Source organism: Breoghania sp. JC706, assembly GCF_037026715.1.
In the GTDB taxonomy this organism is placed as follows: Bacteria; Pseudomonadota; Alphaproteobacteria; order Rhizobiales; family Stappiaceae; genus Breoghania.
In genome coordinates, this window is record NZ_JBANCG010000014.1 from 1 (window position 1) to 21650 (window position 21650).

The window sequence follows — 21650 nt, forward strand, 5'->3', positions numbered from 1 at the left end:
GTCGCGCCATCATTCATGCAAGCCCCAGTTTCGATCAGGGTCGTTACGTCGATTGTCGGCCTCCGGCGGGACCGTCTCGGAGTGCCGGGGCTGACCATCCGATCCTGTCCAGTCAAACCGAACGCGCCAACCGGTGCTCTTCCCGCTATTGCTCTTGTAGCCGATGACCTGCTTATGCACTGTGATGCCCGCTAACACCATCGAACCTGATCCGGTGCCGATGTTAGCAATAAAAACGCTGTCGATCAGGCGATGATCCATGAGATCGCGCTCTAGAATTAGCGATGGGTTTTTGACCGCTTGCTCCCTCCTCCTTCTCTCCGCGAGCTGCTCCCTAAGTTTGTCTCCTTCGGCGAGATAAGCCTCTGCTTCCGGCGCATTCGTTGGCGTACAGCCTCTCTTCATCGGAAGGCGTCCGTCCTTGTAGGCTGACAGGATCGCCGAGGCCGCATCAGGACCGACCTCAAGAACGAGATCGAGCCAATTCCTTTCGCGCATGTAGATGTCGGCGCGATCAGCTTTCGACAGAAGACCTCCTTCGAGGACGAGCTTCCTCGCCTTGATGGGCATGATACCAGGCAAACTAGCAAGGAAATCCGTAAGTGAGCGCATCGCCGAGTCCTATAGAGTCATTCGTAGGCCGCTAGAGCAGCAGATGTACTACTGCTGTCGATCGAACAAGATCGCGTCAGCCTTCTCCCCCCAGTGTCAGGCTCGTCCAATCCGGAAAACTGCCGCGCTGAAGGATGGCTTGCACGACACGGACAACAAGCTGATCGGCGAGATCGAGATCGACCTTAGACTTCGGCGGAAGCACACCCGAGTGGACCGCATCCGATCGGGCCTTATATAGATATTTCATCTCATCGAAGATCTTGGTCCGCTCGGCGGCACCCTCACCCAAGAGCCAGGCAGCGCGACTGCCGATCTTATAGGTGATTTCGGTATTCGACGTTCCGAGATCGTGCATCAGCACGATTTCCGCCGCCATGCCCAAATCGAGAGCGCGGTCGACAGGATGGATTGCCAGCCGCGAGCGCCCGAGTCGGTCGATTGCTCGGGTAAGACTATCTCCCTCGGCGAATGCCGCAAGCTGCCCAAAGACGGTCTTGATCATCGCCATGTCCGCTGGGAAAGCCACGAGCGGGTGAGCCGCAAACGGACGGCCTGACATAGTGCCGCCGGCCGACAGCAAAGCGCGGCGATCCGACAGAATTACCGACATCGGCAACTCGACACCGCCACTGGAGCCAAGCAAACAGGCGAGCCGGAAACGACGGCGGATTGCATCACGCGCTGTTGAGGCGGGCTGTGTTATGCTGCTCCTGGCTGGCCCATTTGCTTCGACGGTGCGTTGCTCAAAGGCTGGCTTAACCTTGTAGGACTGGATGAGGAAGCCGGTTCCTGTGGGCATGCTCGGCCACGAATATCGCCAAGGGTAGTCGAACGCGCTGAAGATGTCCGCCGCTGGCGGCACAAGGCGAACACCATCGCCCAGTTCACAGGGCTCGTTGATTTCGATGCCAAGCACCGGCGAAACGTCCTCGTAAACTGCGGCATTCCTCGCCACTTCGTCCGTGAAGAGCGCAACGATATCTTCCGGCGCTATTTTTTCGACAAGCCGGTCAATCGCCCATTCACCGAAGCGGCCCCCAACGAATGAGCCACCGCCGTCACCACTGAACACCCAACACGTCGCGAAATCGGAGAACGGCTCCGCGCCGGAGAGATATTGATCGACGCGGTGCTTCGCCTCGCCGCGCCAGAGTGAATAGTCGCTGCCGCGGTGGATCTCGGCGAGCTCTCCAGCGATCCCGCGCAGGAAGGCTACCGCGTCGGGGGCAGTGTCCGCTCCACTCATTCGTCCCACCGCCCGAGGTTCACGTCGACGAAGCCGGCCGGGTAGCCCCGAGCCATGGCGCCGAAACTGGGCTCGCCTTCGCTATGAACGGCGAGGACATGCTCAGGACCGAGCGGCTGATGTGTGTAGAGGTCGAACGCATGTTTGTCCGGCCGGCAGCCGAGCAACCGGCCATAAGTGGCAACCACGGCCTCAGCCGCCGGGTAACCATGGCGCGAATGGACGAGCGGCATGGCAATCTCCAGGACACGCGGCCGACCGATCCGCTTTAGCATGTCCTGAAGTGCCGCATCTCGCTGCCCAAAATAGGCTGACTCGCCGCCCCAGCTCTCGAGGAGCAATTCAACGCCGCCGTCTTCGACGTCGACGGGATGCGAGACCATCCAGAACTTGTCGGAGCGGGAGTCGAGCTGATCGCTTTGGTACGGGCTGTCGGCGAACAAGCGATCTGCCACCTCTTGGCTGAATGCGCCAGCAGCAACTTGCGCCGCGAAGCGTGATCGGATGGTGTCGAGGCTAGATGGATAAATGCCGCCCTGCCGAAGAACGTCGACTTCTGCGTCGGTCAGGCGGGTATAGTGCCAAGCGCGGATCGTGCGGACTTCCATCAGCCGCATGATATGCTCCTTCACCCACATGAACTCGCCCGCATAAGGATTCTCGGGATAGGGCATGGTGCGATCGGAGGCTTCACGCTCAAGCCATTGGCGGCGCGAGGTGAGCATGTAATCGCGGATGACATCGGTGTGGGCGTCGAGGTCCCCGCGCAACTCGCTGTCGAAGGTTTCGACGTCCCAGACGTCAATGATGGCGACGCCCTCGATCATGCCTCATTCTCGTTTCTTGCTACGATCCGCGCGCATGACGGGCCGACCAACTCCCAAACCCCTTCGATGATCGATTCCAGCGAAACAGCGTCGAGTTCGAGCGATGCGGCGTAAGCACGCCATTGCCGTTGCTTCCCTTCGTCGCCGAACATTTCGACCGAGAGACCTGGTGGGCGTACTTTAGGGATTGGCGTCCGACGGCGTTCGAACGTCGCGCTGATGGCCGCATCCAGATCGTCTGCGGAAATGTCGATCGCGCGTGGGATCGCCCACAGGTCGTAATAGTCCTTCATGCGTCCGTTCAGGACACCAAGCACCACCATTGCCTGGAATTTCTCGGCGATCACCGTGGCGGGCGGATAGGAACGAACCTGCGGAGCGGGAAGATCCAGCAATGTTGGATAATCGAGGCGCTGCGCCGCATCGGCCATAGCGTCTCCGAAACCGATGTCGATTGTGACGGGAATGCGCGTCCTTTCGAGATAGGCCGCGGTTTTGAGGCGAACGCCGCCGTATTCCATCTCTTCTCGAATAACCGTCGCAGCGAGCGCGTCGATATCGAAGGCAAGGCCATCGTCGCTCTCGATCGCCATGATCTCCCCGAAGTCGGCGATCAGGCGGTCAGGATCGGCGTCTCCATGTCCGAGAAAGTCCGCATCCCGCGTCACCCGATTGTTGTCGGCCACCCAGACCGTGACCAGCATGCCGCCTTTCAGGACGAAGCGGTCCCGATGCGCTGAGATTGACAGGCGGTAGAGCAGCCGTTCGAGCGCGAACCGCACCAACAGGATATCGAATGCGCGGCCTTCCTTCCGGGCGATATTGAGCAGCCGGTCCTTGACCGACTTCGCCATATTCGTCGCTGCTTTAGCCATTGGAGGTGAGCGCCTCGAGATAGGGTTGCATCACCTTCCAAGCGCCACCGGCCTTCGCGGCCTGGGCGATTGCGCTCGGAGTTGCCTTGCGTTGCTGGAGAGCAGCGCGCAGGCCTTCTACAGCGACCGAGCGGTCGACCAGTTTGGGGTTTCGGAACAGGTCGGCAAGGGTCTTCGGGATCGAATAGACCGGGACGTCGATGCCCGCGATCACATGATGCTCGATGCCCTGGCGCAGATAGGACTCCGTGAAACGGACCACGCGCAGCGGCGGATAGGACTGCACGGGTGTCCAATCGCTCGTCCCGATCGCCATCCAGACGCGCCGTGGCATCTGGTCGGTCAGTCCATGGAAGGCGAGCGCCGAAACCAGAGCGACCACGCCTTTGGAGACGCGCATGGCGGCTTCTGCGAGGATTTGGTTCTCTTCGACCTCCGCGCCGCGCTTCTGATAAACCCCGCGCGAGATACGCGCGACTTCACCGCTCTCGACGGCGCGCGCGATCGTTTGCGCGCTGACGCCAGCCTCGCGCAGTTCATGCGCATGCATCATGCTGCGCGCATTGAGCAGGCTTCTGAGTTTCGCCTTTTGCGAATTTTGCGCCGAGGGCATGTTACAAATCCTCTAATCTGTCGCGATTTTATCAGAGGTTTCGTCACAAGTCACCACTCCTCCCGCGAGGAAGAAATCTTTGAATTGAACCTCCGATGGGCCACTCCCGGATGACCGTGCTGTTGCGGCGCCGGACACGAATTCCACAAAGGTACAGAAGCTCGAAGTTTGGCGCTCTTTATCCGAGGAATCACTTCACTCGCTCCGGAAATGGACGTAACTGTGAGTGTCGGGCCATGGCGGCAATTATGCTTGCGAAGATGGCAGTTATACAAGAAATAATAAACGCATGGGCGAAGCAACTGCTTGGGAGGGGTTCATTATCTCGATATGTTTCACTGATCTGCATCTCAGTAACGATCTCGTGGGATATCTTCGAGCTCGCGCCTGCGTGGCCCACCTTTTCAATCTCGGTGCCATCAACCAATTGGTCACGGACCTATCTGCTCGGTGCGCTGGCGATAAACGGAGGGGCGCTTGACACCGCAAACGATCGCTCGGTTATTGGCATCCATGAACGCAGGTCGCCTCTTGGTGGTCTGCGGTGCCGGCCTTTCCATGGCGCCCCCCAGCAGCCTCCCATCTGCGCGTGCAGTGGCGGAGCGTTGCTTCGACAAATATCGGCTTGAGTCAGACCCTGATTGCGACGTCGGCCTGCGGGAAAACCTGGAGGCGCTGGCAGAGCACTTCGCTGGCCTCAACACCCTACAATCTGTCTTCATCGAGCACCTCGTCCCGTGGTCGTCTTTTGTTCGGCCTTCGAACACGGGTCATGCCGCCATCGCAGATTTCCTCATCACACGCGCGGCGGTAGCCGGCATATCGAGCAATTACGACACGCTCATCGAGAGACGAGCCTGGGACTATGGCGCGGACTTTCGTGGATCGCTCGATGGAGACGAGGCCACAGCCGACACCGTTCGACAGGCGCCGTTGCTGAAGTTCCATGGCTGCTCCCACCGTGATCGTCCCGCCACCGTTTGGGCGCCGTCGCAACTCGACGATCCGACGATTTCAGCACGCATCGCCCGCAGCAAGGTCTGGATGGCCGCCAACATCCGATAAAAGGATGTCCTCGTTGTCGGTTTCTGGTCGGATTGGGAGTACCTCAATGCGGTGATCGGTGAAGCTTTGATCGATGTGCAGCCGCTGTCCGTCACCGTGATCGACCTGTCGCCAACAAACGCCCTCGAACAAAAGGCACCGCAGCTCTGGCAGATCGCGCACGCGCAGAACGTGGCGTTTGAACATGTCCAAGAGTCCGGCGCCGCAGCCCTTGATGAGTTGCGACGGGCATTCTCATCCAACTACCTCCGCCAGGTCTTGAATGCTGGACGGGCCGCCTTCGAGCAGGCTGCCGGAGTTCAATGCGACCCCGCGTGGCTCGAGATCGGCGACTTCGATAGCGAGGTATTATATGGGCTACGACGAGATGCCGAAGGCGTCTCGTCGGCGGAGCCTGCGACGCTCCTGCGTCCGGCCAATCCGGAAGCGCTCGGTTTCTTTCACTTGTTGCTCCGTCAGGCTGGTGCCGTGCAAAGCGCCGACGGCTACGATTTCAATGGCCGGAGCATTCGCGTCGTCAACGGAGCGCAGAGTGTGCTCGGCACGCTTCGCGGGCGGTTCGTTGAACCGCCGGCAGGGATCGACGCAGAAATTGTGGTCGCCGTCGGCGCGATTGATTTGGGCGTCCCCGATAACGTCATTCGCAGCGGGCGGGCGGGCAATCTGATCCGTCCAGATGCAGGCGGCGAATGGTACGATCTCGCTGGGGCAAGAACGGCGTTGGGCATATGATGGACATCTACATTCAATCCGAAATCCTTCTTCGCGATGCCCAGTATGACACTTGGACATGGACCGGCCCGTCTGGGCCGGTGACGTGTTTTGAAAATGCGGCGCTTATGGGTTTTGTACACGTCTTCGACACGACAGATGCGCTCCTCGCGTCTTGGGAAGAACGGCAAAAACTCGCACTGGCTCGACACGCGACGTTTCTGCGCAGCGCCGGCACCAAAGCGTGGAACGTCTATTCCCTCTTTCTCACTGAGGATGCAGACGCACGCCGGGGGCGTGAGATTGAGCGCATAGAAGAAGATTTCTCGCTAACTCGTAAGATCGCGAGAGCCTCAATCAAGACGGTCGATGATGTCGAGATGGCCTTGCTACCGCTGCTATCCATTCGATCCAAGCCATTACTCGGCGCCGCCAACTTCGAAACGAGACTGCGCGCCAGGCTCAAAGAAATCGCCCCGGACGGCGTTACAGCCTTCCTCAATGATGCGTCCCCGGCGGAAGTCGCTCGCATCTTGGGAGCGAAATCATGAGGCTGGATTTCGTCGAGATATGTGGTTTCCGTGGGTTCAGGGAGGCCGCACGGATAAGCTTCGGTCGCGGCTTCACAGTCATCACCGGTCGAAACGGTGTGGGCAAGAGCACGGTATGTGATGCTGTAGAGTTCGCCATCACGGGTTCCATCGACAAGTATTCTGTCGAGAAAGCCGCTAAGGAAAGCCTCAGCGATTATCTCTGGTGGCGCGGTGAAGGTGTGCCCAAAGCGCACTACGTCATTGCGTCATTCCTCGATGACGACGGCAAGCCGTTCACGATCACGCGGACGCGGGAATCGGGGGCCGACCGCTCGCCGGAAGAGATCGAAGCCGCGCTATGTCGTGGGCCAGTGCCCGATGACGCGCTCAAGCAACTCACCCGCACGTCAATCATCCGCGACGAGTGGATCGCCGCACTTAGTTTGGACCTCACCGAAACAGAGCGTTTCGACCTTGTCCGTGCGGCGCTTGGAGCGATGGAAGGCTCGGAAGCCGGTAGCAGGGCAAAGGAGGTTGTGGCCGCTGCCGAAGCCAATCACAGCAAGGATGAAACGGCCTATGAGGCAGCTCGCACACGGCTAGCCGATCGGCTCACGCAGCAGTCAGAAATCCAGACTGCTCTGACCCGGTCTGGCGACGTATCCTTGGCTCTGCAAGTCGTCGCTGCAGCCGCGCCTGATGCGCCGCCCGAGCTGACCGCGCAACTGTCTGCAGCGCGGGCCGCTCTCGCGAACGGGCGCGCCAAATTGGGTCGCATGAGCGAGGCCATCCAGCTCGGTCGAGACATGGCAACCGCACAAGAAGCCTATAACGACCCGGCTGCCGTTGCCGTGCGCGCAGCGGCAGCCGCCGCGCATGAGCTGGCGCAGCGAGAGCACGAAGCGGCACAAAAAGCAGTCTCTGACGCCGAGCAACGCCTCGCGCGTGAAGAAGATGTGGATGCGGTCGCGGCCTCCCTCGCACTTCTGGTCGAGCACGGGGAGAGCCTGGGTCTGCATGACGATCACTGCCCGCTCTGTGCGGCTCATCGCACTTCAGAGGAATTTGCGGCCGGTCTCGCGATAGCACGCAAGAGGGTTGCGTCGCTCTCGTCGGGCATTCAGACCGCTCGCGATGATCTCGCCAGCGCAAATGCGAATGCGCGCGAGTCGGGCCTCAAGCTCCAACAAACCGCGGCCGCCGTTCAGGCCCATGCGGACGATCTACGAAGGCTGCATGAACAGGAAGCCGCGCATGTCGATTTCTACGACCACTGGAAGCTCGATCACAGCTATATCCAAAACCCCGAGGGCCTCGATCGAGCCGTCGCTTTGGAACGGGATCGGCTGATAGACCTTGAGCGGGCGCTGCTTGTGATGGAGGCATCGCAGGCGGTTTCGCGGATGTCATCGATAGAAAGCAATATCGCCGCGCTGCGTGAAGACATTGAGAAACTGGCGCTGGCGGTTGGCCAATCGCAGACGGCCGTTACGGCAGCCCGCGAAATCGAGCGGTCAGTCAGGCGGGTGAGTGGAGAGATCATTGACGAGCGGCTTGCTCAGATCAGCCCCTTGCTCAACGAACTGTATCAGCGTCTTCGTCCTCACGCCGACTGGCGCACGATCGACTACAGCATCCGCGGTGATGTTCGTCGGTTTCTAAGCCTGAAGGTGGGCGACGGCCTGAATCCCCAGTTTGTCTTCAGCAGTGGCCAGCGCCGCGCGGCCGGTCTTGCGTTTCTGCTGTCTGTCCACTTGGCTCGCGCATGGACGCCGCTGCGATCGCTCCTGTTGGACGATCCCGTTCAACACATCGATGACTTCAGAGCGCTTCACCTCGTCGAGGTGCTTGCGGCCCTGCGTTTCGATGGGCGCCAGATCATTTGTGCTGTTGAGGATCCAGCTCTTGCCGATCTTCTCAGTCGGCGTTTGATCAGCACGGCCACGCAAGGCGGCCGCCGTGTGGATATCGAACTCGGACCACTGGGGGCGACGAGCGTCGTCATGGAGCGGGAGATCTACCCGATGCCGGTCGGTGTTCTGCGAGGTGTGGACACCGCATGAGCACTGAGACTGAGTTGAACAGGCGCCGGGCACATGGTCCCTGGAGCGATCTGGCGCTCCACACAATCGGGTGGCGCGCATTCCAGGACCTGTGCTCGCAAGTTTGCGAGGTCGTGCTCGGCCGCCCAGTTGAGATTTTCCGCGAAGCCAATGATGGCGGACAGGATGCAGTGTTCCTCATCCCTTCCGAGCCCACGACTCCCCCGATCGGCACTGTTCAATGCAAACATACGTCGGACGCCGGCAAGGCGCTGAAAGTTTCGGATCTGACCGCTGAGTTGGGGAACGTCGAGGAACTGGTCAAGGCGGGGCAAGCCGACACATACATCTTCATGACAAACATGAGCGTGGACGCGCCAGTGGCTGTCGCCGCACGTGCGAAGCTGCGGGCGCTCGGCGTGCGCAAAGCGCATATTTTTGGCCGACAGCATATTGTTCGGGTCATCAGGAGCAGCGCGCGTCTCCGTGCGTTGGTTCCACAGGTATATGGCCTGGGAGATCTCACGGCGATCGTCGACGAACGCCTCTGTGAACAGTCTCGTGCGCTGCTGGATAGCTGGATTCCAAAACTACGCACCTATGTCCCGACCAAAGCCCACCGCGACGCTGTAAATGCCATCTCGAAACATGGCGTGGTGCTGCTGCTCGGAAATCCATCGAGCGGAAAGTCCGCAATAGGCGCTATCGTTTCAACGATCGCCTCGGAAAATGCTGACAATACCGTCCTTGCTCTGACGAGCCCGCGTGATTTCGAATCCGGATGGAATCCCAACGATCCTGGCCGCTTCTTCTGGATAGACGACGCGTTCGGCTCGAACGTCCTGCGCGACGATTACGTCCAGGACTGGGCATCGGCTTTTTCGAAGCTCCGCGCGGCCATCGCGCACGGAAACCGCTTTCTTCTCACCTCGCGCAAGCACATCTACGAGGCGGCGCGGCGGCGGCTAGGCCAGCGAAACCTTCCGCAGTTTGCCGACGAAAGCGCGGTAGTCGATGTCGGTGAACTGACGATCGATGAGAAGACGCAAATCCTGTATAATCACGTGCACTTCGGCACCCAGACTCAGAGTTGGCGGTCGAGCGTGAAGCCTCATCTCGAGGCAGTCGCCGCTGTACCAGGGTTCCTTCCGGGCATCGCCGAACGTATGGGCGATCCAAACTTCACGAAAAGCCTGGCGCCCCGCGAAAGCGCGCTCGTCCAGTTCATGAAGGAACCGCGCGAGCATCTCGTCGACACCGTCAACGCGTTAGACGACCACCTTCAGGCTGCTCTCATCCTGGTCTATGTGCATCAATCGGGCTTCGACCCGAACGATCATGATCCTTCAGCCGCGCAAGCCGTCGCCGAGCTGACAGGCTTCTCCCTGACGCGCATCCAAGATTGCTTCGCTGAACTGAAGGGTTCCTTCCTGAAGCTCTCCGGGAGCAAATGGACATTCGCTCATCCGACGATCTCCGACGCCTTGACGGAGATCCTGCGACAAAAGCCGCACATGATGGCCGCACTCATCCGCGGCGCGACCATCGACACGATCCTCAGCAGTTTCACCTGTGAAGGTTCATCGCTCATTCGCGACGCGCTGGTGATCCCCACTAGCCTCGACGACGCTCTTGTCGGCCGGCTCGGCCGCACGCCCAACGAGCTGCATCGCAATTGGATGCTCTTCCTCTTCCTGGCCTACAGGGCCAGCGACGCGGTCTTCATCAAAGCCATAAGTGCTTCGCCGGAATTATTGCGCCGCTCATGCTGGCACACGGAACCGGTAGGGAATGATCCGCGTGTAGCTACCTATGCCCGCGCGCATCGGCTTGATTTGCTTCCGGGCGACCTCCGTTCGGAGGTGGCCGACGAGCTTGAATCTGCCGCACTCAAGAATTTCGACGCATCGTTTTTCGGTGAGGAGGACAAGCTCGCCCTCATTCCACCACTTCGGCTGGTCGGCTTGGGTGTTGGGCTACGAACTGCGGTGCTGCCATCGCTCGAAGAGCGCATCGATGAGATTACGGCTGATGCCGACCTAGACGAGGAGCCGGATAGCCATTTTGAGAAACTGCTTGGCGTGCTGGACCATGTCGAGGCTATCGGTGTCGATGACGATGCCACCACACTTATCGATGACGCGCGTGAGCAGGTGAAACGATCGGTCAGGGCGATCGAGGAGCGCAAGCGCGAACGCGACAAAGAGGCCGCAGACACCACAGACTGGACCCATATCGTCACACAGAAGAAGGACGAGGCGTCGACCAGCACTCCGCCTCCAACCGCCACCAAACGCTCGGTGTTCGACGATGTCGACAAATGAGCCTCGCAGCGTCGACGCTGTAAACACGGTGGAACATTCGCCCGCGCAAACACCGCCACGTTCCAGGCAATCCCTGCGAGGAGCAGCCGCGGCTCAGGCGGGGTTTGATTACCAGCTCGACGTCTCGATTCTGGCGGCCCTGCAGCTCCTCCTCATATCCAAGGCTGCGTCGCGCTTGGTCCTGGAACCCGCAAACGAAGAAGATCTCGAAGCGGATCTGCAACCGAATGTGCCCGGCCGCGTGCAATCCAGCGCGACTGTGACCGGTAGCCAGAAATTGGTCGTCCAGGTCAAGCTGGACAACGGAGATCCGTGGCGGGTCGAGGATTTCGAGGCGCTGCTCAAGCACGGTTCCGATAAGAAAGGCAGTCGCCGGAAGGCATTACATCATCTTGACGACTCCAACACGCGCTACCTCCTCGTGACCAATGCTGATGCCGCGGGCGTCGCGAGAGGACTGCTCGTTCAAGGCTTTGAAGAGCTATCCGATAAAACAAGCTTTCCCCCCAGCCTGCATGCGACGCTGAAGAATTCTCCTGAAGGTCGTGTGGCGATCTGGGGAAAACTCACCGAAAAGCAGCTCGCCTCCGACATCCGCGAGCTGATGTCGGACCTCCTGCATGTTCCCAAAGTTGAACAGCAGAAACTCCTTGAACAGCTACGCCTCGAAGCGAAGCGCCGCACCAGAGGAGGCGCCCCAGGCATATGGACCCGCGACGATCTTCTCGCGACCGTGCGTGCGCATGGCGGCTTTCTTGCCAGTTCGGCGAGCCTCGAACATTTCGTCGCACCGGCAAATTTCGATGAGATGGTCCGTCTCCTGAACGATAGGAATGCCGTGGTCCTTCGTGGTCCATCGGGAACGGGCAAAACCCAAGCTGCGCTGAAGCTGTGCGACATGGCACGGCGTCGGGATGGGACGTTGGACATCGTCAGCCTTGGCCCCGACGATGCGCCCACGAACGCGCGCAAAGTGGTCGATACGGGTCCCACCCTTTTCTACGTAGATGATCCATGGGGACAATACAGCCTCGCCGGCGGTAACGAGGCTTGGACCGAGCAGTTGCCGCGCCTGCTGGCGAAAGCTACGCCGGGGCATCAGTTTGTCGTCACGACCCGGAGTGACATGCTGCATGGCGCGGGCGTCGGCAGCAGCCTCGACACCTGGTCCGTCGAACTGGACGCCGTTCAATATCGCGACGGCCAGTTGGGCGACATCTATGATAATCGCATGGACCAACTGCCGGCGCCCCTGCAGACGAAGGCGTATGAATTCCGCAAGGATGCACTCGGAAAACTTGAAACGCCGCTAGAACTCGAACTGTTCTTCAGTCATTTGCAGGTTGGCCCCGAGGCAGACGAGCCAGACCACGCTTTCTGCCGTCGCCTGCTCGAACTGGCACAGCGCGACGCAGTTGAGGGCGTGGTCGTTCGAGCGCTTTCGTCAATGGACACATCCGGCGCTTCAGCCCTCGTTTGGGCACTTCTGGCGTCGCGGGCTCAGTTCGACCGCGCTCGAATGCACCCCCTCCAGCGCGCCCTGCGCGCCTTCGACAGCACACTCAGCGAAACCTTCGGCAAGGTCGTCGACCGGATGGTTGCCGCCCGGCACCTTCGCCAGCCGGCGAGAGTGGTCGCCTTTGCGCATCCCAGCGTCAAACAGGGCTTCGAGGCGTTTGTCAGCGCTAACTGGGTGCGGGGCGAAGCCGCCATCGAAACCCTGATACCGGCCCTTGTCCAGTTGCCAGAGGCTCACAGAGAATGGGGATTGGAGACAGCCACGCGCGTGCTGGAAATGACCCGGTCATTCTCTCGCCGCAGCGATATCGATCAGCCTTTCGACATCGATGCTGCCAGCCAATCATTGATCGACGGCTGGCTCGACGAGAGATTGCTGGATCCACGATCGAAATTTGCGCCCTTGCTCGAACTTGCCTCGGAGGTCGGAAGCGACGCATCCGTCCCCAGCCGAGTGGCGCGCTGGCTCCTGAAAGGCACACAGCGCGGCGCTTCGGTCTTTATCCGGAACTGGCAGCCCCCGATTTTTGACGACGACTGGTATCGGACCGTAGCGGCCGATCCTGTGTCGGCCCAAGTTGCGGCACGGTTCATCCGAGAGGTGCTTGGTTTCGATAGGGGCAACTACGGATCCAGCTTCGCCCAGCGGCTCGACCGTTTCGCTCCGAACCTAACACCAGCCTACTTAGACGCGGCTCGCCAGATGGTGGGCAATGGGTTCGAACTGAACGCAGATGCCGTTGCGACCGGGGCAATTCGCGATCTCGTCGGATTCGAAAGCGTGCTGCAGGCGTCGCTCGACGATCTGGCCACGCTCCACCGCCGATACGCGCAAGACGGCCTGGAAGAATGGCGCGCGATCGAGGACGGAGAGCGTGACCATGCTGCCGAAGAGGCAGCGCAGTGGAACCACGAAGGTGACGGCTACACATCAGGTGTCTTCATCGACGCCTATGTCCGCCGGCTTCGTGCCGAGGGGCGCTGGCAGGTTCTATCCGATCACCCTCGCATTGCTGAATTGGTCCAGGCATGGTCTCAAGATCTGCACAGATCTGCTGACCGCGCGAGCGAGGATGAGCTTAGGGCGCTGATAAATGCCGGCAAAGGGCTCGACGCAGAAACGAATATCTGGGCCGCCGTCCGACAACACTGGCATCCCGCACTGGAGGTCTTGCTGACCGAGCGATTAGGCGCAGGGCTGCTCGCGGCGAACCTTCGCGATGAACTCGCGCTTACCGCTCTGAGTGTCGCACCCTCCGCGCTGATTGCCGCGTGTGCTGCCCAACGGGAGCATCCTGAACGACAGGTGCATCTGCTGTGTAATATGCGGCGCGCTCAGTATCGGCTTGGAAAAAGTGGCCGGGCGCGCAAGCTGAAACGCGTCACCGATGCGCTATCACCGGACTTGGCAGAGATCGCCAACGCCCTGCCGAACAAGCGGAAGACTGCGCATCAAGTTGGACCGGGAGCCCTCGCTCTTCTGACGAACTGCGCAGCGAAATTGGAAGCGGACTCGCTCGCGCTGGTCGTTCCAGTCATTCTCAAAAGTGGCAGCGCCGCCTCAGCAGCGATCGCGCAGTGGCTTGCCGTTTCTTCCCGCAAAGAGCAGGCCATCCAGGCAACGGAAGCTGCAATCGCTACCGGCGACACCCCTCTGATCGAACAAGCGCTCCGCCACGATCGCGCCGATGCACGTCGTTTGGCGTTGCTGCATTTGGCGCAGACCCTGCCGGACCCATTGCCGCCAGCGTTTCTGGCGATGGCGGAAGATCCTGGTAGTCGTGTGCGGCGCGCCTTGGTCTCCATCCTTAGCGAGCGCCCGCATCCGGACCACCTTCGTACCTTGCTGAGTCTGATTTACGACACGTGGTCGAGCGCAGAGCCGCATCATCATGAGCCCGAGAGTTACGATGTGGCCCAGGAGGCCGTTATCGCGCTCGCGGCCAACAAACCTTTGTCGGATGAAATTGGAGATATGCTGCTGCATCTCGCCAACACGACAGATGATCGAGTGCTCAGCCAATACGCGCTTATTGTTGCGGTCCATTGTTGTAGCGCCGGAATCCAGCAGAAGATTTCGAACTTGGTCAACATCCCCGAAGCGCGATGGATACGGCTGGACGCCATGGATGCGCAGGCCGATGCAGAAGCCATCGACCCTTCTATCGTCTCCCAGCTAACGCCCGCGTATCTGCTGAAAGCGCCGCCCATTCTGGCCGCGCCGGCCGCTCACCTTATCGGCGCGCATGCCGCAATCCCTGAGGCCGTGCGGTGTTTTGAAAGGATCGCAAGCTCGAACAAGAGGCGCGCGCTCCTGCTCGTTGGAGCCGCTGCCATGGCGCCACGCGACGGAGACGCTGCCGCTCGTATTATCGATCTTCTCGAACCAGAGCATCCCGGACGCCAATTGCTCTCGACGTCCGAACCTTTACCGGCGTCGATATTGGATGACCTCGGCAAAGTACAGCTCCGAGAGGCAGTCCGAAAAAGACTCGGAAATCGCATCGCATCTGCCGAGAAGTAAAGGTTCTGGTCGCCCCTTTCAGCTACCACATGGACACCGCGACGAATGCTGCATGGTTCGCCGACGCCGTTCCCGTGCCCAGACGACAAAAGACTGCGCACACGAGACTTCGATGCCCGCGACCTGCACATCGCTCGCCCCCCCCCCCCCGCAAACTGAGGACGCAGATTTTCCGTTGACGTGCCGGTCTAATGTCGCAGAAAGCGCTAACGCCTCTTGCCAGAAAGGTATGGGAGCGGGTTTGATACCAAAAATTGCTGCCGATCTGCGGGCCATAGCTTATCCGGTCGAAAGTAAATATCTCCAATTTGGGGCTGGAGGGCTCATGGCAGGCGAAGAACACGTTTCCGTTGCAGTAAGAGATGACTTTCTGGCACGGCAGACCAAGGCGAAGCCGATACCTGCTCTCGCGGAATTATTGTGGAATAGCCTCGACGGTGATGCCACCGATGTCTCAGTGGAATTCGTATACGAAGACTTGGCCGGCGGAATGTCCAAAATCGTCGTCTATGACAATGGTGACGGGTTCTCACGAAACGACGCGCGCGCGCTTTTCGGCAATCTCGGTGGCTCCTGGAAACGCCATATCCGTCAGACGAAGCGCAACCATCGTATGATCCATGGGCAAGAAGGACGCGGCCGCTACAAGGCATTCGCCCTCGGTCAGTCCGCCACTTGGAAGGTGTGTTACGACGAGCCGTCTGGACGAAAGGCATTTGAGGTCAAGCTGCTCGAAGCTGATCTCACGGACGTCACCATAACTGAGGAAGCACCAGCGCCGAACCGCTCGACAGGGGTCATCGTCGAGATCGATGATCTCCGGCGCGATTTCAGAACCTTCGAGAGCGACGAAGGCATTCAGGACATGAACGAGATTTTCGCGCTCTATCTCATGAATTATCGGGCCGTATCCATCTCACTTGCTGGCCAGAGGCTCGATCCTGAAAAGGCGATCGCGAGCCACCATAAAGTTCCGCTGCCGCCGATCGAAACTGCGGAAGGTGCTCGGCACAGCGTTGAGCTGGAGATTATTGAATGGCGAACGGACGCGCGCCGCGTACTATATCTCTGCTCCGCAAGCGGATTTCCGTTCGATCAGGTCGAGACCCGCTTTCACGTGCCCGGCTTCTCTTTCTCCGCCTACCTGAAATCCACCTACGTCGAGGAGCTTCACAACGAGGAGCAGGTTGCCCTGTCGGAGATGGATCCTCTGCTCACCGCGGCAGTCGAAAACGCCCGATCAGCGATCAAAGATTATTTCCGAGAGAAGGCCGCAGAAAAGGCCCGGTCGCTCGTCGACGAATGGATCGCCGAGGATGTCTACCCATACCGAGGCGAGCCGCAAAACGCCGTTGAAAAGGTTGAGCGTCAAGTCTTTGATATCGTCGCGGTTCAAGTTCAGGAGCTGGCGCCGGACCTCGCGATCAGCTCGGCAAAGGCCAAAGCTCTGCACCTTCGTATGCTTCGGAACGCAATCGAGCGCGGACCCGAAGAGCTGCAACTGATCTTGAAGGAAGTTCTAGACCTACCTGCGCGCAAACAGAAAGAACTCGCCACCCTCCTGCAAGAGACGACACTTTCAGCAATCATCACCGCCGCGAAAACAGTTGCCGATCGGCTCAAGTTCATATCTGCCCTAGAGTAGATTGTATTTGATCCTGAAACCAAAGGTCGACTGAAAGAACGAACCCAACTTCACAAGATACTCGCCGAGAATACGTGGATTTTCGGAGAAGAGTATAATTTATGGGTGAGCGACAAGGACCTCCGTCGCGTCCTTGAAAAGCATCGCGATTATCTCGATCCGGACATCTCGATCGACGAGCCAGTCAAGGTGATCGGCAAGGCGCGTGGGATCATCGATCTGATGTTCTCTCGCTCCACCCGGCGGCATCGTGCCAACGACATCGAACACATGATCGTCGAGCTCAAAGCTCCTAGGGTGAAGATCGGGGCCAAGGAGATCACGCAGGCAAAACAATATGCAATCGCCGTCACCTCGGATGAGCGGTTCTCGACTGTCGATGGGGTCCGCTGGCATTTCTGGCTCGTTTCGAACGCCTACGACGATTTTGCCAAGCACGAAATTGAAAGCGGACCCGATCGCGAAAGGCGTCTGATCGCAAAAGGGCCGAGACATATTGTGGGAATCAAGACATGGGGCGAGCTCATCGAGGACAATCGTGCTCGACTACAGTTCTTCCAGGAGCATCTGCAACATTCCGCCGATGAAAGCACCGCGATCAAGTATCTCCAGGAAAAGCACAGCCAATACCTGGAGGGTGTCATTGTGGAGGAACCCGAGGAGAGCAATAGGGATGAGTCTGCGACTGGTGCCTCGGAAGATCCAGAGCAGCCTATCCACCCATCTGCTCCGCCTGCAGCCCCCAGCGACGAGCGTCCGCACTGACATTGACGATGCGAGGTTGATCGAAAGCAAACGCATGCCCGCAGACAGGGCTGGACAGGAGATAGGGCATGCTCACGCTTGAAATCTTCGATGATGGCGGTGTTTTCCGTCATGCTGACGACTATGATCGGATCGTCGAAGAGTTGGATGATGCGCTTGAGCAGCGCGACGGCGGGGCGCTCGCGCCTGCAAAGTACCTCAAGACGCTGAAGGCGCTGGTCGATCGTCATCCTCACTTCATCGATGGCCATGCCCATCTGGGCTATGCGCTCATGGAAGAAGGCAAGCCCAAGCTTGCACTCCAAGCCTGCCTTCAGGGTCTGGAAGTAGGTGAGCGTGCGATCCCCGCCGGCTACGCCGGTTTGATCGAATGGGGCTTCCTGGAAAACCGTCCCTTTCTGCGCGCGGTGCATGGCGTTGTCCTGTCGCAGCTCCGGCTTGGCCAGCGCAAGGACGCTCTACGGCTGATGGAGAAGATGCTCGCCTGGAATCCGAACGACAATCAGGGAATCCGCTACCTGATTGGTTCGGAATATCTGCGTGCTGGCGAAACCGCAAAGGCCGAGCGCATCTTTACGGATGAAGCCTCGCACTACCCACCTTATCACTATGAGCATGCCCTGCTGCACCTGAAGGCCGGTGATCCCGTCTCTGCCGCGACTAGGCTGCGCCATGGTTTTGTCGCGAACGGCTATATCGCCGAGATGTTGTCAGGGAACCCCGAGCCGGCGGCGCTTGCGATTTGGCACGGCTCCAACCTTGCCGAACCGGAAACGGCTCGCGACTATCTGAATCAATGCGGTGACCTGTGGCAGCGAACTCCCGATGCTGTCGCCTTTGTGCGCTGGCTGCACACTCATCCGAAAGTCCTCGCCGAAAGGGTCCCCGTCCTCGAATGCCAGGAGGCGCTGTTATGGGAGCGTGACTTTGAAAAGCGGCAAATGCTGGTCTTGAGAGAGGAGGCAGCACGCGCACGGATAGATGACGTTCTTTCGGCGGAGATCGTTCAGAAGAAACCCGACCGTCACGGGCACCTGATCGAACCATGGCGATATCAACGCACGCGTTTTTGAAGCCTTGAGTACGGCGCCCGGCTTCATGGTTCTCGGGTTCGTCCTATGACCATTGAAGCAGCGCAACCAGAGTCCATGAGGCGGATCGGCCTTTGGTGTCGATCATATTTGATTAATTATCGGACCTTATACGTCAAATATGAGTTAAAGAACGTGCGCCGTTTCCGTCTCAGCGCCGACGAAAGCAGCCTCATAGTCACGCGCCAGCGCGCCAGAAACGCCAACCTGTCTGAAGGCTTCCCGCCATCCGTCCGAAATGCGCTGCGCCATGGTTCGGATGATCTCCCGTGCCTCGGCCTCGGAAATCTCGAAAAATTCGCAGGCTTCCAGTGCGAGGATGATCGACCGATCATGGGCCCCGCCCTCAAGGATCGCAGTTTCGAGATGCGGGTTGCGATCCGGCGCCGGGTTCACGTCGAACACCGGCGACAAGCGCCACTGACCCGCCCCCACATAGAGGAAGCCGTGGTTCTTCAGGTGATCGTCTTTGTTGGACACGAGGACCGTGAAGATCAGACGGCGGTAAAGTTCACGGAAATCGTCAGAGGGGTCGGGTGAGTAAGCCCGCATGAAATCGACGATCTCCGTATAGGAGCCCAGCTCCACTCCCGTTTTGCCGAGTGCGGTGCGCGCGGAGATGTACGGAATCCGTGCGGCCCCACGGCGGTCGAACCGCTGGATCAGCGCGACCGGGAACGGCGTGTCGGCCAGTTCCAACCGTGTCTCGGGCGTGCGGATACCGCAGGCCGCCGCCAGGCGGAGGGTTGCGACCTCGACGCGCTCGATCGGCTGCTGATCGTGGACGGAGGTGAACTTCGCCAGCCACAACACATCGCCGTCCCTGACATTCGCTTTGGGACGAGCGCCGCCCGAGCCGCCGGCGCCGGCCAGCGCCTGCATCTCCTCGGGCGAGATTTCCTTGCCCTGCTCATAGGCTCGCGCAATCGCCGTGATGGTTTCGAGATCGACCAGACGCGGAACGGCGTCGACCGCCTTGCCGCGAATGACCTCGCCCTTGTCATCCAGAAAGCGCAACGCGCCTTGCCGACAGGCATCGTCGGAAAGCGTCAGGTACTCGAATTCGTTGAGACCATTGCCATAGGCGCGTTCGAGCAGCCTGCGTCCCCAACTGTCCGGAGACGCATCGGCGAAAACGCCCGCCAAGGCGTCGCGCATGTTGCCGGGCTGCCCCGAAGTGTGGAATGGACCGGCCTCCAGAAGAAAATCAGGCTGTATGGCGAAGGCGCGCGGGTTTTCGATCCATTCGGGACTATAAGCGAAGGTCGAGAATTGCCGTGGCCCGGCATGGGTGAAACGCAACTGGCCCACCGATGCCCGGGCTTCGCCAAGCGCAACATGGGCGACGAAATCGGCCATCAGAAGGAGGCCCCGTCAGGGTCCACGACATCCTGCTGATCCTGCTTTTCCTCGGCCTGAGCCTTCTGCCTTTTCAGCCTTGCCGCGAAGGAGCGGCCCCTGCGCGGTCCGTGCTCCGCTGCCAGCGCCAGCCCCAGATCGTCCTTGCGGATATCGACCAGGTCAGCGAGCTTCTCCAGAAGGCCGAGCACAACGAGAACGTCGGCAAGCGTTCCGATCGCAACGCCCGGATCACCCCGTTCAAGGCGGGCGATGGAACTTGGCGAGGTTCCCGCACGCACGGCGAGATCCGCCACGGCGATGCCACGCCGCAGACGCGCGTTGCGTATATCCTGGCCCAGCCGTTCCAGCGCTGGTTTCGCCTTGGGAGACCCCATATCAATCATCCATATTTGATGGCATACTGCAAACAAACGGTCATATATGACAAATTAAGCTATTAGTCAAGATTTCTAACCAGTGCCCCGGCAGCGCGAGCGTTTCGGTTCGATATTTGTGACCAGAAGGTGGGGAAGGCCTTCCCCTGCGTCCGAGCCTTGGGTTTCGGCCGACCCCTTCGAGCGGGGAGATCCCCGCAACGCCCCAGAGTGAGAGAGCGGACCGGTTTCCGTGACGGGTGAATAGCTGGGAGAGAGGCTCCCCGCGCCCGTCGTGGAGATTGGTACCATGAACGTGCAAGCACTCGATGCGCGCCGTGACACGAGCGGCGGTTACAAGGTGGATGTCAGCCGTGGCGAGCGGATCGGCCGCGTCTCGTCCGAATGGTTCTCGCGCCCGGCCGACGAGCGCTACCTGTCGCTGTCCGAGTTGGCGCGATCGGTCCGCGACCGCGCCGATCGCAGCCGGACACGCGTGGTGGAAAGCGCACTGATCCATGTCGAGGCCAATCGCAACGATCCGGAGCGGCTGGCGCTCATGTTCCCCGCCGCCGACGCACCCGTCTCGCCGACGCACTGGTCTTTCGGTCAGCTCGCCAGCCTGGTCGGCGCGCCCGCCGCCTATTTGCGGCAGCTCCCCGCCGCGCTTGTCGGCATCAATCTGCAATATGGCCTGAGCTCCAACCGGGCCGAGCAGATCAAAACGTTCGAAACTGACGATGGACGCGTCGAGCTGCGCGCTGTCACCGGCCCGGACTATGGCCGCATCTTCGATCACGAACTGGTCGAGGCGGTACAGCACATCGCTGGCAACGGCACAGGCGACACACGTTGGAAGGTGCCCGGCGTGCTGGACTGGTCAACCGGCGTCTACAATCCGCGCGTCGACATCACCAAAGATACGACGACGCTCTACGCCTCGGATCGCGACGTCTTCCTCTTTCTCGTCGACGATCTGAATCCGATCGAAGCCGGCCGCCTGCCGGACGGATCGCCCGATCTGTTCTTCCGCGGCTTCTACTGCTGGAACTCGGAAGTCGGCGCCAAGACCCTTGGCATGGCAAGCTTCTATCTGCGTGCCGTTTGCCAAAATCGCAATTTGTGGGGCGTTGAGGATTTCGAGGAAATCACCATCCGCCACAGCAAATATGCCGCCAACCGCTTCTCCCATGAGGCGGCGCCGGCGCTCCTGAACTTCTCGAACTCGTCGCCCATGCCCTTCGTCAACGGCATCAGGGCCGCCCGAGAACGGATTGTCGCCAAGACCGACGAGGACCGCACCGATTTCCTGCGCCGTCGCGGTTTCTCCAAGGTCGAGACCGGCAAGATCATCGACACGGTGCTGGCCGAGGAAGGTCGCCCGCCCGAAAGCATCTTCGATTTCGTGCAGGGCATTACCGCCGTCGCGCGTGACAAGCCGCATCAGGATGCCCGCCTCGATATGGAGGGCAAAGCGAAGAAGCTGCTCGATCGGGTCGCCTGAATTACTCAAAGCCGGAAATGCAGATGTCCGTGTTTCC

17 protein-coding genes are annotated in these 21650 nt (G+C 59.9%); 10 read left to right on the forward strand and 7 right to left on the reverse strand.

The features are described from left to right. Nucleotides 1-9: 9 nt before the first annotated feature. The 5 genes from V2L18_RS21715 to V2L18_RS21735 all read right to left on the reverse strand — a co-directional run bounded on the left by V2L18_RS21715 (nucleotide 10) and on the right by V2L18_RS21735 (nucleotide 4176). On the reverse strand, nucleotides 10-612 hold the full coding sequence (locus V2L18_RS21715) for a hypothetical protein (protein ID WP_336180447.1): 603 nt from the start codon (nucleotides 610-612) through the stop codon (nucleotides 10-12). Nucleotides 613-688: 76 nt separating this feature from the next. Continuing rightward, complete coding sequence (locus V2L18_RS21720; RefSeq protein ID WP_336180448.1) at nucleotides 689-1861, reverse strand: hypothetical protein; 1173 nt, start codon at nucleotides 1859-1861, stop codon at nucleotides 689-691. Beyond that, nucleotides 1858-2688: a hypothetical protein gene (locus tag V2L18_RS21725; RefSeq protein WP_336180449.1), complete on the reverse strand. Its 831-nt coding sequence runs from the start codon at nucleotides 2686-2688 to the stop codon at nucleotides 1858-1860. Before V2L18_RS21725 ends, V2L18_RS21720 begins: the two co-directional genes overlap by 4 nt. Next, nucleotides 2685-3563 (reverse strand): nucleotidyl transferase AbiEii/AbiGii toxin family protein, encoded by an 879-nt coding sequence (locus tag V2L18_RS21730; RefSeq protein WP_336180450.1) that lies wholly within the window; start codon nucleotides 3561-3563, stop codon nucleotides 2685-2687. The genes V2L18_RS21725 and V2L18_RS21730 overlap by 4 nt, the downstream gene beginning before the upstream one ends. Next, nucleotides 3556-4176, reverse strand: a complete 621-nt coding sequence (locus V2L18_RS21735; RefSeq protein ID WP_336180451.1) for an AbiEi antitoxin N-terminal domain-containing protein — start codon at nucleotides 4174-4176, stop codon at nucleotides 3556-3558. Before V2L18_RS21735 ends, V2L18_RS21730 begins: the two co-directional genes overlap by 8 nt. Nucleotides 4177-4653: 477 nt before the next feature. Between V2L18_RS21735 and V2L18_RS21740 the strand changes: the two genes are divergently transcribed. From V2L18_RS21740 to V2L18_RS21780, 9 genes are all read left to right on the forward strand, one after another. Next, nucleotides 4654-5241: a hypothetical protein gene (locus V2L18_RS21740; RefSeq protein WP_336180452.1), complete on the forward strand. Its 588-nt coding sequence runs from the start codon at nucleotides 4654-4656 to the stop codon at nucleotides 5239-5241. 51 nt (nucleotides 5242-5292) lie between these two features. Beyond that, entirely contained in the window at nucleotides 5293-5973 is a 681-nt protein-coding gene (locus V2L18_RS21745; protein WP_336180453.1) for a hypothetical protein, read from the forward strand. Further along, on the forward strand, nucleotides 5970-6503 hold the full coding sequence (locus tag V2L18_RS21750) for a hypothetical protein (RefSeq protein ID WP_336180454.1): 534 nt from the start codon (nucleotides 5970-5972) through the stop codon (nucleotides 6501-6503). Before V2L18_RS21745 ends, V2L18_RS21750 begins: the two co-directional genes overlap by 4 nt. Further along, nucleotides 6500-8548 (forward strand): AAA family ATPase, encoded by a 2049-nt coding sequence (locus tag V2L18_RS21755; protein ID WP_336180455.1) that lies wholly within the window; start codon nucleotides 6500-6502, stop codon nucleotides 8546-8548. Before V2L18_RS21750 ends, V2L18_RS21755 begins: the two co-directional genes overlap by 4 nt. Continuing rightward, on the forward strand, nucleotides 8545-10851 hold the full coding sequence (locus V2L18_RS21760; protein WP_336180456.1) for a hypothetical protein: 2307 nt from the start codon (nucleotides 8545-8547) through the stop codon (nucleotides 10849-10851). Before V2L18_RS21755 ends, V2L18_RS21760 begins: the two co-directional genes overlap by 4 nt. Next, entirely contained in the window at nucleotides 10838-14893 is a 4056-nt protein-coding gene (locus V2L18_RS21765) for a hypothetical protein (RefSeq protein WP_336180457.1), read from the forward strand. Before V2L18_RS21760 ends, V2L18_RS21765 begins: the two co-directional genes overlap by 14 nt. A gap of 325 nt (nucleotides 14894-15218) precedes the next feature. Then, a complete protein-coding gene (locus V2L18_RS21770; protein ID WP_336180458.1) occupies nucleotides 15219-16538 on the forward strand; it encodes an ATP-binding protein in 1320 nt (439 codons plus the stop codon). 105 nt (nucleotides 16539-16643) lie between these two features. Continuing rightward, nucleotides 16644-17303, forward strand: coding sequence for a type I restriction enzyme HsdR N-terminal domain-containing protein (locus V2L18_RS21775; RefSeq protein WP_336180459.1), 660 nt, complete (start codon nucleotides 16644-16646; stop codon nucleotides 17301-17303). A gap of 68 nt (nucleotides 17304-17371) precedes the next feature. Then, on the forward strand, nucleotides 17372-18376 hold the full coding sequence (locus tag V2L18_RS21780) for a hypothetical protein (protein ID WP_336180460.1): 1005 nt from the start codon (nucleotides 17372-17374) through the stop codon (nucleotides 18374-18376). 144 nt (nucleotides 18377-18520) lie between these two features. Here the strand turns inward: V2L18_RS21780 and V2L18_RS21785 are convergent, their stop codons facing one another. After that, on the reverse strand, nucleotides 18521-19753 hold the full coding sequence (locus tag V2L18_RS21785) for a type II toxin-antitoxin system HipA family toxin (RefSeq protein ID WP_336180461.1): 1233 nt from the start codon (nucleotides 19751-19753) through the stop codon (nucleotides 18521-18523). Further along, the gene (locus tag V2L18_RS21790; protein WP_336180462.1) at nucleotides 19753-20130 is read right to left on the reverse strand and encodes a helix-turn-helix transcriptional regulator; all 378 of its coding nucleotides are present in this window, start codon (nucleotides 20128-20130) and stop codon (nucleotides 19753-19755) included. The genes V2L18_RS21785 and V2L18_RS21790 overlap by 1 nt, the downstream gene beginning before the upstream one ends. A gap of 289 nt (nucleotides 20131-20419) precedes the next feature. Here V2L18_RS21790 and V2L18_RS21795 point away from each other — a divergent pair, with 289 nt between their 5' ends. Continuing rightward, a complete protein-coding gene (locus tag V2L18_RS21795; RefSeq protein WP_336180463.1) occupies nucleotides 20420-21613 on the forward strand; it encodes a DUF932 domain-containing protein in 1194 nt (397 codons plus the stop codon). Nucleotides 21614-21650: the final 37 nt, after the last annotated feature.

Excerpts from the sequence above, each read along its gene's own strand:
- V2L18_RS21715 (WP_336180447.1), bottom strand. The coding sequence starts at position 612 with ATGCGCTCACTTACGGATTTCCTTGCTAGTTTGCCTGGTATCATGCCC.
- V2L18_RS21720 (WP_336180448.1), bottom strand. The coding sequence starts at position 1,861 with ATGAGTGGAGCGGACACTGCCCCCGACGCGGTAGCCTTCCTGCGCGGG.
- V2L18_RS21725 (WP_336180449.1), bottom strand. The coding sequence starts at position 2,688 with ATGATCGAGGGCGTCGCCATCATTGACGTCTGGGACGTCGAAACCTTC.
- V2L18_RS21730 (WP_336180450.1), bottom strand. The coding sequence starts at position 3,563 with ATGGCTAAAGCAGCGACGAATATGGCGAAGTCGGTCAAGGACCGGCTG.
- V2L18_RS21735 (WP_336180451.1), bottom strand. The coding sequence starts at position 4,176 with ATGCCCTCGGCGCAAAATTCGCAAAAGGCGAAACTCAGAAGCCTGCTC.
- V2L18_RS21750 (WP_336180454.1), top strand. The coding sequence starts at position 5,970 with ATGATGGACATCTACATTCAATCCGAAATCCTTCTTCGCGATGCCCAG.
- V2L18_RS21755 (WP_336180455.1), top strand. The coding sequence starts at position 6,500 with ATGAGGCTGGATTTCGTCGAGATATGTGGTTTCCGTGGGTTCAGGGAG.
- V2L18_RS21760 (WP_336180456.1), top strand. The coding sequence starts at position 8,545 with ATGAGCACTGAGACTGAGTTGAACAGGCGCCGGGCACATGGTCCCTGG.
- V2L18_RS21765 (WP_336180457.1), top strand. The coding sequence starts at position 10,838 with ATGTCGACAAATGAGCCTCGCAGCGTCGACGCTGTAAACACGGTGGAA.
- V2L18_RS21770 (WP_336180458.1), top strand. The coding sequence starts at position 15,219 with ATGGCAGGCGAAGAACACGTTTCCGTTGCAGTAAGAGATGACTTTCTG.
- V2L18_RS21780 (WP_336180460.1), top strand. The coding sequence starts at position 17,372 with ATGCTCACGCTTGAAATCTTCGATGATGGCGGTGTTTTCCGTCATGCT.
- V2L18_RS21785 (WP_336180461.1), bottom strand. The coding sequence starts at position 19,753 with ATGGCCGATTTCGTCGCCCATGTTGCGCTTGGCGAAGCCCGGGCATCG.
- V2L18_RS21790 (WP_336180462.1), bottom strand. The coding sequence starts at position 20,130 with ATGGGGTCTCCCAAGGCGAAACCAGCGCTGGAACGGCTGGGCCAGGAT.
- V2L18_RS21795 (WP_336180463.1), top strand. The coding sequence starts at position 20,420 with ATGAACGTGCAAGCACTCGATGCGCGCCGTGACACGAGCGGCGGTTAC.